Annotated in this window: 11 protein-coding genes; 3 read left to right on the top strand and 8 right to left on the bottom strand. The window is 70.8% G+C overall.

All coding sequences use genetic code 11. From position 1 onward, the window contains the following. Positions 1–41 precede the first annotated feature (41 nt). Positions 42–845, bottom strand: coding sequence for a class I SAM-dependent methyltransferase (locus J8N05_RS42415; protein ID WP_210892757.1), 804 nt, complete (start codon positions 843–845; stop codon positions 42–44). Between the two features lie 247 nt (positions 846–1,092). On the opposite strand from J8N05_RS42415, the gene J8N05_RS42410 reads away from it, so the two are divergent. Continuing rightward, positions 1,093–1,917, top strand: a complete 825-nt coding sequence (locus J8N05_RS42410; RefSeq protein WP_210892749.1) for an SDR family oxidoreductase — start codon at positions 1,093–1,095, stop codon at positions 1,915–1,917. A gap of 55 nt (positions 1,918–1,972) precedes the next feature. Here the strand turns inward: J8N05_RS42410 and J8N05_RS42405 are convergent, their stop codons facing one another. Continuing rightward, on the bottom strand, positions 1,973–3,052 hold the full coding sequence (locus J8N05_RS42405) for a saccharopine dehydrogenase NADP-binding domain-containing protein (protein WP_210892747.1): 1,080 nt from the start codon (positions 3,050–3,052) through the stop codon (positions 1,973–1,975). 28 nt (positions 3,053–3,080) lie between these two features. Next, entirely contained in the window at positions 3,081–4,013 is a 933-nt protein-coding gene (locus tag J8N05_RS42400) for an NADP-dependent oxidoreductase (RefSeq protein WP_210892745.1), read from the bottom strand. Positions 4,014–4,130: 117 nt separating this feature from the next. On the opposite strand from J8N05_RS42400, the gene J8N05_RS42395 reads away from it, so the two are divergent. After that, on the top strand, positions 4,131–4,697 hold the full coding sequence (locus J8N05_RS42395) for a TetR family transcriptional regulator (RefSeq protein WP_210892743.1): 567 nt from the start codon (positions 4,131–4,133) through the stop codon (positions 4,695–4,697). 9 nt (positions 4,698–4,706) lie between these two features. Here the strand turns inward: J8N05_RS42395 and denD are convergent, their stop codons facing one another. After that, positions 4,707–5,735, bottom strand: a complete 1,029-nt coding sequence (denD, locus tag J8N05_RS42390) for a D-erythronate dehydrogenase (RefSeq protein ID WP_210892741.1) — start codon at positions 5,733–5,735, stop codon at positions 4,707–4,709. Between the two features lie 164 nt (positions 5,736–5,899). Between denD and J8N05_RS42385 the strand changes: the two genes are divergently transcribed. Next, positions 5,900–6,727, top strand: a complete 828-nt coding sequence (locus J8N05_RS42385) for a siderophore-interacting protein (RefSeq protein ID WP_210892739.1) — start codon at positions 5,900–5,902, stop codon at positions 6,725–6,727. Between the two features lie 72 nt (positions 6,728–6,799). Here the strand turns inward: J8N05_RS42385 and J8N05_RS42380 are convergent, their stop codons facing one another. From J8N05_RS42380 to J8N05_RS42365, 4 genes are all read right to left on the bottom strand, one after another. After that, positions 6,800–10,015 carry a glycoside hydrolase family 38 N-terminal domain-containing protein gene (locus J8N05_RS42380; RefSeq protein ID WP_210892737.1) on the bottom strand — a complete coding sequence of 1,072 codons (3,216 nt, stop codon included), beginning with the start codon at positions 10,013–10,015 and terminating at the stop codon, positions 6,800–6,802. Between the two features lie 69 nt (positions 10,016–10,084). Further along, positions 10,085–11,311 carry a glycoside hydrolase family 76 protein gene (locus J8N05_RS42375; RefSeq protein ID WP_210892735.1) on the bottom strand — a complete coding sequence of 409 codons (1,227 nt, stop codon included), beginning with the start codon at positions 11,309–11,311 and terminating at the stop codon, positions 10,085–10,087. 98 nt (positions 11,312–11,409) lie between these two features. Then, the gene (locus J8N05_RS42370; RefSeq protein ID WP_210892733.1) at positions 11,410–12,231 is read right to left on the bottom strand and encodes a carbohydrate ABC transporter permease; all 822 of its coding nucleotides are present in this window, start codon (positions 12,229–12,231) and stop codon (positions 11,410–11,412) included. Continuing rightward, entirely contained in the window at positions 12,228–13,052 is an 825-nt protein-coding gene (locus J8N05_RS42365; RefSeq protein WP_384279232.1) for a carbohydrate ABC transporter permease, read from the bottom strand. Before J8N05_RS42365 ends, J8N05_RS42370 begins: the two co-directional genes overlap by 4 nt. Between the last annotated feature and the right edge of the window lie 105 nt (positions 13,053–13,157).

Below are 13,157 nucleotides of genomic sequence, written 5' to 3'. Positions count from 1 at the left end.
AGCGCACAGTTCTTTAGTCTGCGTGCACCGGGCTTCGTTCCTCAGCCCGGATCGGCGGATCGGCTCCGCGCAGCGGGAGCACGCCGTGCGGTGAGCACGGGCTGGTAGTACCCGCCGGCAGCCGGACCGTGCCAGGTGATATCGGTGAAGCCGGCTTCCGTCACGAACTCTGTCAACTGCGGCGATGTCAGCGCCCAGTAGGTGCTCCGGCGGACTCGGACCCGCCAGGTGTTCTCGGCGGGGGTGAGCTGGAAGTGCTCCAGGTCGTAGCGCTCGCCGTCCTCATGCCAGTGCCACAGCTGGAAGGTGACCACTCGGCCGTCACATGTCTCCGAGACCTGCGGAGGTGTCCCCGTGGGCCTGGTCCGGCGCGACTCGTCGTAGGCCCGGACGGTGATCAGCAACAGTCCGTCGTCTCGCAGTACCCGTCTCATGCCGCGGAGCGCCGCCCGGACATCCTGCCCGGAGAGCAGGTGGGGGAGCGAGTTGTCCGCGCAGAGGACGACGCCGAACGACGCTTTCCTGAAGGGCAGTTGGCGCATGTCGGCCGCAGCGGTCGGAAGCCTGCGGCCCCGGACCGACGCTTCGGCGGCGGCGCGTGCGGCGGCGACCGGACTCAGGTCACTGCCGACGACCTGGTGTCCGGCCAGGGCCAGCCCGATGGCCTGGGTGCCGATCCCGCACGAGCAGTCCAGTACGGTGTGGGGTCCCGCGCCGAGAGACGTGCGGACGAGCCCGCCCAGTACGTCGGCCTGGTAGGCCATGCTCGCGTCCCAGTCCCGGAACATCAGGTGGTAGTCGTCGGCCAACTCGTCGTAGAACTTCCGCACGGAGAACCCGGACACGTATCCCACCGTAGTGTGTGCCCACCGGGGAGGACGGGGCCGTTCAGGCAGCGGCAGCCGGACTTCGCGCGCCCCATCGGACCGCGGTGGTCCGCAGTAGCCGAAGGTCCCTGGTCAGCGGGTGTCGATTTGCCCTGGAGTGCACTCGAAGGTGTTCGCTGGAGTCCTGGAGTCAGAGAACCCGCACCGTCACGCGCGACGGCATGACGACGCGGGCTCGGCCGACGAGTTTCCTGAGGAGGATGCCATGACGCAGAAGATCTGGTTCATCACCGGTGCCTCACGCGGATTCGGGCGCGAGTGGGCGATCGCCGCGCTGGAGCGCGGCGACTCCGTGGCCGCGACGGCACGCGACCTGTCCAAGCTGGACGACCTTGTCGCGACCTACGGTGAGCGGTTCCTGCCCCTGCAACTCGACGTCACGGACCGCGAGGCGGACTTCGCCGCCGTGCGGCAGGCGCACGAGCGGTTCGGCAGGCTCGACGTGGTGGTCAACAACGCCGGCTACGGCCACTTCGGCATGGTGGAGGAGATCTCCGAGTCGGAGGCCCGCGCGCAGTTGGAGACCAACCTGTTCGGGGCTCTGTGGGTCACCCAGGCGGCCCTGCCGTTCCTGCGTGAGCAGGGCAGCGGTCACATCCTGCAGGTCTCCTCCATCGGTGGGATCAGCGCGTTCCCGCTGGTCGGCATCTACCACGCGTCGAAGTGGGCTCTTGAGGGGCTCAGTCAGGCCCTCGCCCAGGAGGTCGCGCCGTTCGGGATCAAGGTCACCCTGATCGAGCCCGGCGGCTTCGCCACCGACTGGGCCGGCTCCTCGTCGAGCACGTCCGAACCGCTGCCGGCGTACGCGGAGTTCCACAAGGAGGTTCAGGAGCAGCGCCGCAAGCGTGTCGGCACCCCCGGCGACCCGAATGCGTCCGCTGCCGCCGTGATGGAGATCGTGGACGCCGACGAGCCGCCGCTGCGCTGCTTCTTCGGCAAGGCGCCGCTGAACATCGCCAAGGCCGACTATGAGGGACGTCTGGCGACGTGGGAGAAGTGGCAGCCGGTGGCGGAGCTGGCCCAGGGCTGACGCTGAGGGGTCGTTCTTGGCCCCGGCCGACCTCTGCCGCCAGGATCGTGGCAAGTCACCGTTTGCCGCTGCCGCCGCGCCCGGTCAGTAGATACGCGGCGCCGCACGATTCGGCGAGGGTGGGCCCGAAGAGGGCGGCCGGGGTGTACACGCCAGGGCGCCCCTCGCCGGCCAGGAGCCGGCGGGCGATCTCTGCGGACACCGCTCCGGTGAACTCCTGCGCGTCGCCCAGACGCAGCCACCCCTCCCGATTCTCGCCGTCCGCCCAGGTCACGACGGCGTGCCCCCAGGAGTGATCGCGCGGACGCTCCTTCGCTCTGACGCGTACCCGGGCGAGGCGGCGGGTGGCGAACGAGCGCAGGCGCTCCCGTCGCATGAGGGCGCTCAGGGCGGGTGTCATGGCCCGGATCAGGGATGAGGACGGCGCCTCGCTGGTCGCCGAAAGCACATGGCGGGCCCCGCTCGCCCGGTGAGCCGCGAGCAGTTCGCCCGACGGCATGCTCGCGGTGGTGACCCGCGAGCCGTCCGGCAGGGTGAGGCGGACCGGGTCACCGAAGAGCCGGGCGGGTGCCAGGCGGCCGTCGGTGATCCGACGGCCGTCGAGGCTGCCCAACAGGGTGCCGATCAGGGCTTCACCCGCGGTGCCTTCCTCCATCGCGATCGAGGGCACCATGTCGACACGGACCCGGAGCGGCGAGGGACGGTTCTCGCACAGCTTCACCACGACGCTCTCGGTGGCGGTCACACCGAACCCGGCACCGGTGACCACGGTCTGCCCCGCCTGAGTGGCCGCGTCGTGCATCTCGTACGCGGCCAGGAGCGCCGGGACATCGTTCGCCAGGTCGATGTAGTGGCTGCCGACGGCGCGGCAGGCGTCGACGACGGCAGGGGCCGTTGCGGTGAACGGACCGACCGTGTTGACGACCACGGCGGGGCGTTGCCGCCGGATTTCCGCCGCGGCGGCCGCAAGGGAAGGGGCCGGCAGTGTCTCGCCGCCGATCCGCTGTGCCGTGGCGTGCAGCCGGTTCGCGTCCCGGCCCACCAGGACGGCTGTCAGCCCGAGTCGGGCGAGCCGTGCCGCGACGGTACGGCCGCTGCGCCCGGTGCCGCCGAGCACCCAGATCTGTGCGCTCATCGAAGAACTCCTGTGGTGGGGGCGGGGATCAGCCGGCCGTGATGATGAGCTTGCCGCCCTTGGGCGTGCCGTCGCGCTCCAGTTCGGTGAGCGCCTTGATGGCCTCGGTGAGCGGCACCGTGCGGGCGATCGGCACCCGCAGCGTGCCGCGTCCGGCTGCGCGCGCGACCTCTTCGAGATCCGCCGTGACGGGCCTGGTGATCAAGACGTTGTACGGGCCCGGCAGCGCGCTCTTCGCGATGTTCACGGGGGTGGGGTGGATGCTGACGATGCGTCCGCCCGGCTTCAGCATCCTCTTCGCCGCGTCGGCCGGGAGCGTGCCCGCGGTGTCGACGACGAGGTCGAACCGGCCGCTGAGCGCCGTCGGGTCGAAGTCGAACTCGACGATCGGGTCGAGGCCGAGTTCGCGCGCGTCCGGTGTTGCGTTGGCGCGGCAACTGCCTCCCACCGAGGCGCCGTGCGCCAGCGCGGTCTGCGCGGCGGCTCGGCCGACTCCACCGAGGCAGCCGTTGACGAAGACCGAGTGTCCGGGCTGCAGTTTCCCCTTCTTGAGCACGGCTTGGAGCGCGGTGAGGCCGACGGTCGGGATGGCGGCGGCCTCCTCGAAGGGGAGTTCCGTGGGCTTCTTCACCACGCCCTTCTCGGCGGCCAGGACCATGTCGGCGAAGGCTCCCGACGCCTTGATCGACGCCCCGCCGAGGACTTCGTCGCCGACGGCGAGCCGGGTGACGCCCTCGCCGACCGCCTCGACGACGCCCGCGAAGTCGTAGCCCAGTCCACGCGGGAACTTCCGCCCCGTCACCATCTTCATGGCACCGCTGCGGATACCCCAGTCCATCGGATTGGCCGCGGCTGCCCGCACGCGGACCAGAACCTCGCCGGAACCGGGACGGGCCGGTTCGAAATCCTCCAGCCGCATGACTTCGGGTCCGCCGTACTGGTGGTACTGGATGCGCTTCATCGGGGCCTCCACGAGTGATGTCATCGAATGACATCACTCTAGCACGGTGATGTCATCGCGTGACATCACCGTGGGTGGAGCGGGGTGTCACCAGGTGACATCACCTACACTCTCGGCATGGGACGGTGGAAGCCTGGGGCCGGTGACCGGCTGCGCGAGGCCGCGCTGTCGCTCTATATGGAGCGCGGGTTCGAGCAGACGATGGTGGCGGACATCGCCGAGCGGGCCGGCGTCACCGCACGCACGTTCTTCCGGCATTTCGCCGACAAACGCGAGGTGCTCTTCGACGATTCCTCCGCACTGGAGGAGAAGTCGCTGGGTGTTCTCGCGGAGGTGCCGGATACGGCGTCGGCGCTGGACGCCGTCGCGGCCGTACTCGACGCGGTGGCCCGGATGGTGGGCAGCGACCGTGAGCTCGCCCGGAAGCGACAAGCCGTGATCATGGCCAACGCCGATCTCCGTGAACGTGAGTTGATCAAGCTCACCTCCCTGTCGGCCGCCCTGGCCGACAGGCTGCGGCATCGAGGCGTCGGGGAGATCGAGGCGAGCCTGGCCGCCGAGACCAGCATCGCCGTGTTCCGTGTCGCCTTCTCGCGATGGGTCACCGCCACCGAGGACCAGGACCTGCCGGACGTCATGCGCGAGACGCTGGACCGACTGCGGGCGCTGGCCGCCGCCGGCTGAACCCCTCCCTCAGTGACCGCTCTTCCCGACGGCGACGGTGACGGCGTCGGGGTGGTCCTGGATGTACGCCCTGACGACCGACTCGAAGTCGTCGTCGGGGCGCAGGCCGAGTGCTCTCGCACGTGCGTTGTCGAACGAAGCGGGCCACGAACCGACGATCGCCTCGATGGCGGGGTCGGGTGCGACGGTCACCAGGTCGGCGACGGCGTCGCCGGCCACCCGGCGCAGCGCGTCGAGCATGTCGGCGACCGTGACCGTGAGCGCCGGCAGATTGACCGGAAGCCTGCCTTCGAGGGACCCGGGACCGTTGTCGCGTCCGGCCTCGGCGATGCGGAGGATGCCCTCGACGGTGCGCCGCGGTGAGGCCAGCGCGACGCGCAGGGCGGGATCGACCGGGCAGGTGGCCGGCAGGCCCGAGAGGGGCTCGCGGATGATGCCGGACAGGAAGCCGGAGGCGGCCGCGTTCGGTGCGCCCGGCCGTACCGCGACGGTCATGAGGCGCGCCACGCGTCCGTCGACGAAGCCCCGGCGCGTGTACTCGGCGATCAGCTGCTCGCAGACGCGTTTCTGCGTTCCGTAACTCGACTGCGGCGTCGGCAGCGTCCGCTCGTCGACCACGGGCGGCAGGGGTGCCGCGGGGTCGGAGCCGTACACCGCGACGCTGCTGGAGAAGACCACGCGGGGCGTCGGTCCGCCGGCGGCCGACTGGGCGCGGGCGGCATCGAGCAGCGCACGCGTCGTGTCCAGGTTGGCGGTCATGCCGAGGTCGAAGTCGCTCTCGCACTCGGCCGACACGGCTGACGCCAGGTGGATGACCACGTCCACGGGGTGCCTGAAGACGTCGTCGAGGCGCTCGCTCAGGTCGCCCCGGACGACGTCGACCAGGGGGTGGTCCGCCACCGGGGTCGCGGCCGGCACGTTCCGGTCGGCGAGCAGCAGGCGGTCGACGGGCGCACCGCACAGGGTCCGCCGTGCGAGCAGAACATCGGTGACCTGCTGTCCCAGGAAACCGAAGCCCCCGGTGACGACGACCCTCATACGGTCCTCCTCGTCCGGCCCGCTCGTGCCGCCTGTGCCGCCTGTGTCGTTCGTGCTGCCCGTGCTGCGTGTGTTGCTCGCGCTGTCCGGTCGGCCGGGCCGCCCGTTCACCGTCGTACGAGACCGGGGTTGGCAGCGAAGTAAGCTAAGGCTAGCCTTACTGCGTGTCGAAGAACCCGAAGTTGATGCCCCGGCAGCCCCGGCTGTTCCGTTGCCATGTCGTACGCAGCGAGCGGTACACGTCCTCCATGCAACGGGTCACCGTGGCCGGACCCGACCTCTCCACGTTCCCGTGGCAAGGCTACGACCAGTGGTTCCGGTTGTTCCTTCGGAAACCGCACCAGGAGGAGTTCCCGCTGCCGGAGATCTCCGGACCGGTCTGGTGGAAGCCGTTCCTCGCCACACCCGAGGACGAGCGGGCGCACTGCGCGAACTACACCGTGGCCGAATTCCGTCCCGACGCCGCGGAGCTCGACATCGACTTCGTCGTGCACTGCGGTCCGGGCGGCGAACCGGAGGGCGCCGCGGCGATCTGGGCCTGCGGGGTGGCCCCCGGCGAGGAGCTCGCGCTCCTCGATCAGGGGCTGCTGTTCGACTGCCCCGACGACGCCTCCGAGGTACTGCTCGTCGCCGACGAGAGCGGTCTGCCCGCGACGGCCGGAATCCTGCGCTCCCTCCCGCGGGAAGCGGTCGGCCGTGTCATCCAGGAGATCCCGACCGCCGGAGACCGCCGCGACCTGGACGCCCCGGCCGGAATGACCGTCACCTGGGTGGTGCGCGACGACCCGTCCGCGGTGCCCGGCGCCGCCGCACTCGACGAGTTGCGTCGGCACGTGCCCGCCGGCCCGACGGGCTATGCCTTCGTCGTGGGGGAGTCGACCCTCGCCACCGAGGGCCGACGGCACCTGCACCGCTTGGGACTGCCGAAGTCGCGCATCACCTTCTCCGGCTTCTGGAAGCGCGAGACACACGAGAAAGCCGCCGCCGCCTGACCGCAGCGCGTTGCCGCCTGACCGCCGCGCGTGCGCCGGGCCCGTCCCTGCCGTCGGCGTCCCCCGCGGCCGTCACCCGTCCGACGCCGGGGCCAGGTGGAGCACGACCGCCGCCGTGCCGAGTGCCGGCACGGTGACCGGGACGGTTCCGCCCGGCTCCACGTCGATCGCGTGCGCGTCCAGGCCGAGGTAATTGGTGCGGAACGCCTGCCCGCCCCCGAGCGGCGTTCCGACGCGGCAGGTGACCGGAGCGTCCACCAGTGACTGCAGACGGATCATGAGCCGCCCCTCACCGGGGACGGCCAGCCCGACGAGCCGCACCCGGGCGTCGTCCAAGGTCAGCAACCGTGTCTGCGCCGGGAGGTCCGCGTCGGCTCCGACATGGACCCCGGCGCGGGCGCGGACCGCTACCAGTGGGTGGCTGGTGACAGCCGCCGTACGCACGGCCAGTCGCTCCCCGAGCCCTTCGGCGTTCTCGGCGCTCCCGTCGGCCCCGGTGAAGGCGACGCTGTAGCGGAACGTGTGGTGGAACGCCTGCTGGGACGGGAAGTTCGTGTCCCAGATGTTGTTGTGCACCCAGGAGAAGACAGTGCCCGGCTCCTCCTGCGGGAGCGACTGCGGATAGGGCGCGTACGGGATCGCGATCCCGCCGAGCTGCACGAGCGGGGCGTCGGCCGTCGACAGGGCGGCGTGATGGCCGGCGTCGCTCAGGCTGATCCAGCGGCGGATCGCGCGCATGTGGGTGGCGGACCCCGGCACGGTCTCCCGGTCGGTGCCGAGGACGCCGCCGGTGGCCTCCGTGCGCACGGTGGGGTCGTCCAGGGCGAACGGGAAGGCGAAGAAGGCACTCTCCTTGGTGAGCGTCGCCGTCTTGTCGATGCGGTTCTCCACGTCGATACGGGCCGCGCCGTGCGGGAGATGCACCCTCACCCGGAGCCGGCGGGTCCCGGCCGGGGCGCACTCGTAGACGAGGGTCTGGCCGGTGGCGTCCGTGGTGCGGTCGACCAGTGCGGCGGGCGGCGCCGTGCTGCGCGAGGCGAGCAGGTGCATCGAGTCGTCGGCGACGGTCTTGCTGGACTGGTGGTTGAACGCGCCGGCCGTGGCGTACTCGTCGTACACGTAACCGTTGAAGCCGATGACGGCGTCCTGCCGGACCAGTTCGCGTCCGGTGCGCTTGTCGACGACGGAGCCGATGCAGGCCTCGCGCAGGTCGACGGTGACCCGCAGGTGGCCGTTCTCCAGGACGGTCGGGGCGTTCTCCAGCACGGTCGGGTCCGCGGACGTCGCCGCCCCGGACACGTCAGCGCGGTCGTCGCCGCCCGGGCCAGGGACGATGTCCAGACGCAGCGACCCGCACGCCGGTACGTCGGCGACGGGCACGTGCAGGAACCGCCCGGCCGCCCGGTGGCGGTCGTTGCTCTGCGCCTCCTCCACGAACGGCAGCGAAATGCCGGTGCGGGCGTCGAGGACCTGGACCGCGTCGCGCAGCGCGACCGTGCTCTCCGGCAGGAAGAGCCGTGCCGTCTCCGTGCGCGGCCAGCTGCAGGTGTTGACGACATGGAAGGAGGCCAGCGCGTCCGCGGACGCGGCGAACGCCTCCCCGAGCAGCGCGGACGCGGAGTCCAGGAGCGTCTCCGCGTCGTCGTGGGCGCGCATGGCCTGTGCGTACTTCCAGTGCCACTGCTGCTCCCCGGAGCCGTGGCCGTGGTCTCCGTGGGTCCAGGGATCGCCGGCACCCCAGGTGTGCTCGTTGAACAGCGAGGCCGCCCGGTACACGGCCGGCGCCTTCGCCGTGACCGCCGCGCTGCCCGGTACGCCCATCAGGTGCGCGTATCCGGCCACGGTCTGGGCTTCGGCGAGGGCCGCCTGGCCGCGGCGCGTGGCGGCGAGCGGGACGGCTCCGGCGCCGACCCCGTCCACCCACCAGTCGCTCCAGTCGCCCCGGTAGGTCTCCAGGCGGTCCCCGACGCGCTGCTCGGCGTCCACGAAGAAGTCCTCGTTGCGGGAGGCCCGCAGCTGCGGGAAGGCCCATTCCTCGTTCCAGCGGCGTACCGTGTCGGCGATGATCCGGCGCGGCGGGCCGTTGTCCGCGAACTTGCCCAGCACGCGCAGGTGCAGGACGTCCCACGGATACGGCTCGACGCCGGCGGTGGCGGCGGAGGTCCCGTCGAGGATGGGGAAGCCCGGGATCCCGCGGCCCTCGTGCGGATGGGGGAACCGGGCCAGGGCGGACAGGTAGGCGGGCAGCAGGTCGTCGACACTGTCGTAGGACTCGTCGAAACCGAGGATCGAGCCCTCCATGTACGCCAGACCGTGCGGTGTGTCCGTACGCCACACCAGGACGCTGTTGCCGCTCGGCGCCTGCCAGCGGAAGAGCCGTGGCAGGTGTGCCCCGCCGACGAGGTGCGGGACGGCCCGCCCGGCCCAGTTGTGCGCCACGGAGAGGTAGCGGATGCCGTTGTCCGTCAGGACGTCGGGCAGGCCGACCACCTGCCCGGGCACGTCGGTCTGCATGGCCGTGGTGATGTCGATGCCGTGGCGGTCGCGCAACTCCGTGACCGGGCGCAGCAGTTCGTGCAGTTCGTCCGTGGAACAGGTCTCGGTGTGGAGGTTGAACGGCATCGCCGTCAGTTCGACGCGTCCCTCGCGCACGCGGTCCAGGAAGCTCTCCACCTGGCGCGCGGGCCTGTTGGCGCTCCAATCCTGGAAGGAGTGGAACCCTTCGACGGCCCAGCGGAACCGGGCGGGCTCCGGCCAGTCGTCGGTGTCGCGGCACAGTTCGAGCAGTGAGTCGAGGTAGGCGCGGGACTCGGCCATGACCCGGCCCTGCGGATCGGTGTAGCCGATGTCGAGGTGGGAGTGCTGCACCAGGTGCAGCGTCCAGTGGCGCTGCGGGCGGGCCTCGAAGTCGAGCCAGGTGCCTTCCGCCAGGTCGGGGAGTTCGATCCGCAGGGGAGTGGGCGCGTCCACCTCCGGCACCAGGACGCGCAGGTCCGTCCCGGGGCCGGAGAGGAGTTCGCTGCGGACGGGCGTGCCACCGTCGGTGGTGACCCGGGCCCTCGTGACGCGCGGTGCCCCGGTCCCGGCCGCCGCGCCCTGACGGTGGATGCGCACCCGGATGGACTGCAGCAGTCCGCCGGAGCCGTCGTGGCGCAACAGGGGTTCGCCCGACAGGCGCACCTCCAGGTCACCCAGGCCGACGGTGGCGGTGACCACGCGGTCGCGCAGGATGTCGCGCGCGATGTCGGAGTCCCACCAGGACGGCCGGGTCAGCGGTGGCTTGGGCATGGTGCGTGATCATCCTTCGTGTCGGGAGGGCGGGGGTGCGGGGGTGCGGTCAGGATCGCAAGCCGGTGGTCACGGGGCCTGCTTCGGCCCGCCCCCGGGGCCGCGCCGGTCGCCCTGGGCCAGGGTGGCGAAGATCTGCACCATGGCCGACTGGTTGAGGGTCGCGGCCGGTGCCTGCGGGTCGTAGTCGCCGCCGTTCGACGGCTGGAAGCGGAACAGCCCGTTGGCGGTGTCCCGGTTGGTCCTGTACGTGCTGTCCGCGTAGCCGCTCATGGCCTGCCGGTAGGCGGAGTTGGGGCGGACGGCGTCCAGGTCGAGTAGGTCCTTGAAGTAGAAGGCGTTGAACACGGCCGGCTGGTCGTGCAGTCGGGTGCCCTGTGTCCAGTACGCGAGTGAGGCGTCGCCGTCGGTGACGGCCTTGGCCAGCCAGCTGCTCCTGCCGGTTCCGCGGTAGAGCGCGGTGGCCGTGCCGATCATGGCACCCGAGTTGTACGTCCACAGCGTCTCGTTGGTGCTGCCGTCGTCGTTGCGGTCGTTGACGTACAGGCCCGGTGCCTTGCGCATGCACGAGGACACCCAGCCGTACCACTGCTCGGCCTTCTGGAGATAGGCGGCCTTGTGGGTGTGCTCGTAGAGGCGGGCGGCGAGCTGGGCCGAGAGCGAGGTGACGTTGGTGGCCCGGACGTTGTTGCCCGGGGAGTCGACCCAGTCCATGCCGCCCGGGCATGTCTTGCCTGTGTCGCCGTCCCAGGCTCGGGTGACGACCGGTATGACGTTCTCGGCCCGCCGGAGGAACGTCCTGTCGCCGGTGGACTCGTACTGGTCGAGCAGGCTCAGGGCGACCACGGCGTTGTCGTCGTAGTAGACGTCGCCGCCCGAGCCGAGCGGCGCGGGCAGATACGACTGGTAGCCGGGCCGGTCGCCGCCGGCGAAGTACAGCTCCACCGTGTCGAAGCGCTCCGCCGCGTCCGCACGGAAGTCCCCTCCGACGCGCGGGAGTTCCTGCATGTCGACGGCCGCAGCCGCGGCCTCGCGGAACGGCCACAGGTAGGAGTGCGCCGGGTCGGCCGCCTGCCGCGGGGTGTGCTCCAGATACAGACCGTGCTGGTCCTTGCCCTCGTACAGGTGGGTCTGCAGGGCCCGGTAGGCGTCGGTGGCGCGGTCGGCCCACAGGGACTGCGCGACGGGGCGGGGGCGGACGGGATGGGCGGACCCGGCGTGTGCGGGCACGGCGGTCCAGAGCAGGCCCGCGCAGACGGCGGTCACGGTGGCACGGCGGAGCAGCTGTCTCGGCATGGTTCACCCTTCACGAAGAGGAGGAGGGGGAGGAGGCGGACGAAGAGAGGTGTACGGAGGAGACGTACGGACGAGGCGTACGGAGGAGACGTACGGGATCAGCGGTGGATCCTGAGGCTGCTGATGAAGAAGCGCTGGGCGGAGAAGAACAGCACCAGCGTCGGCAGGGAGACCAGGAGGGCGCCGGCCAGCACGACCGGGGGACCGACGTTCGAGTAGTTGCCCTGGAGGTCGGCGAGTGCGGCCATGACCGGCCGGATGTTGCGGCTCGTGGTCAGCGTGATGCCGAACATCAGGTCGTTCCACACGGCCACGAACTGGAACACGAACACGGCGATCATGGCGGACCTGGTGAGCGGCACGTGGATCTGCCAGAACAGCCGCCACCAGGACGCCCCGTCCAGGCGCGCGGCCTCCACGACCTCCTTCGGCAGGGTGAGGGCGTAATTGCGCATGACGAAGAAGGCGAAGGGGATCGCGATCGCCGTGTAGATCAGGACGAGCCCGAACTGGGTATCGTACAACGACGATTCCGCGTACGACAGGAACAGCGGGCGGATGAAGACCTGCAGGGGAAGCAGCGTGCCGGAGTAGATCACCCAGAACCACAGGGCCCGGTGTTTCACGGGCATGATGATCGTGGCGAAGGCGGCGCCCGCGGCCAGTACGGCGGCGGCCAGCGCGCTGACGACGGAGTACAGGAGACTGTTGCCGAACGCCGGCCCGAGGTTGGCCTTGTCCCAGGCCTGGGACATGTTGTCGAAGAGCCCGAACTCCGTCGGGAGCCAGTGCGGGCTGCCCGAGTAACTTTCCGCCGGCACCAGGGCGTTGACCACCAGGAGCCAGGTCGGGACCAACCAGAGCAGGGCGAGCACCGCGACGGTGCCGGTGCGCAGGACGCGGCCGAGGGACATGGTCATTCGCCTTTCACGTCGAGCTGACGGCGCAGATAGAGCCAGGAGGCCGCCAGGACGATGACGGTCAGGACCACCGCGATCGCCGCTCCCGCGCCGGGCCGCAGCTCCAGGAAGGTCTCGTTGTACATGGACACCGCGAGCGTCTCCGTGGCCCGTCCCGGGCCGCCCTGGGTGAGCACCCAGATGAGGTCGAACGACTTGAGGCCGTTCACCAGGCTCATACCGATCACGATGATCGACACGGGCCGCAGCTGCGGCAGGACGATGTGGCGGAACTGCTGCCAGCTGCCCGCGCCGTCCAGGGAGCCGGCTTCGAGGGTCTCCGGGGGGATGGACTGCAGTCCGACCAGGAAGAGGATGACGGCCACACCGGTCGCCTGCCAGGCGTTGGCGAGGATCATCACGAGGGTGTTGCCCGGCCAGGTCAGCAGCCACCCTTGCGCGAACGAGTCGAGGCCCACCGAGGTCAGTACCTGGTTGACGGCGCCGTCGGTGGTCAGCATGAAGTTCCAGACCACCGCCACCGCGGAGCCCGACAGCGCGTAGGGAAGGACGACACACAGCCGGGCGAGGCGCGAGAAGCGGGTGGCGTCGGTCATGCAGGCGATGGCCAGCCCGAGCACGAACGGGAGCACGACCGTGCCCACCACCCACAGGAGCGTGTTCTGGATCGAGCGGGTCAGGGCCGGGTCCGAGGCGAACCGGGTGTAGTTGTCGAACCAGCTGAAGGGGGAGGTCCGGGTGTCGGCGAAGAAGCTGCGGTGGATGGTCCACACGAACGGGGCGAGCAGGAACACCGCGACCAGGAGCACGGACGGCGCCATGAACCCGCCGGCCGTCAGGCGCTCGCGTCCGCTGATCCAGGCGTGCCGCTCCGCGGGACGCGGCTCCCCGCCGACGGGCGGTGTCCGTCTGCTCCCGCCGGTGGC

It is taken from the genome of Streptomyces liliiviolaceus, from assembly GCF_018070025.1.
Classification (GTDB): Bacteria; Actinomycetota; Actinomycetes; order Streptomycetales; family Streptomycetaceae; genus Streptomyces; species Streptomyces liliiviolaceus.
This window is presented reverse-complemented; position numbering and strand designations above follow the sequence as displayed.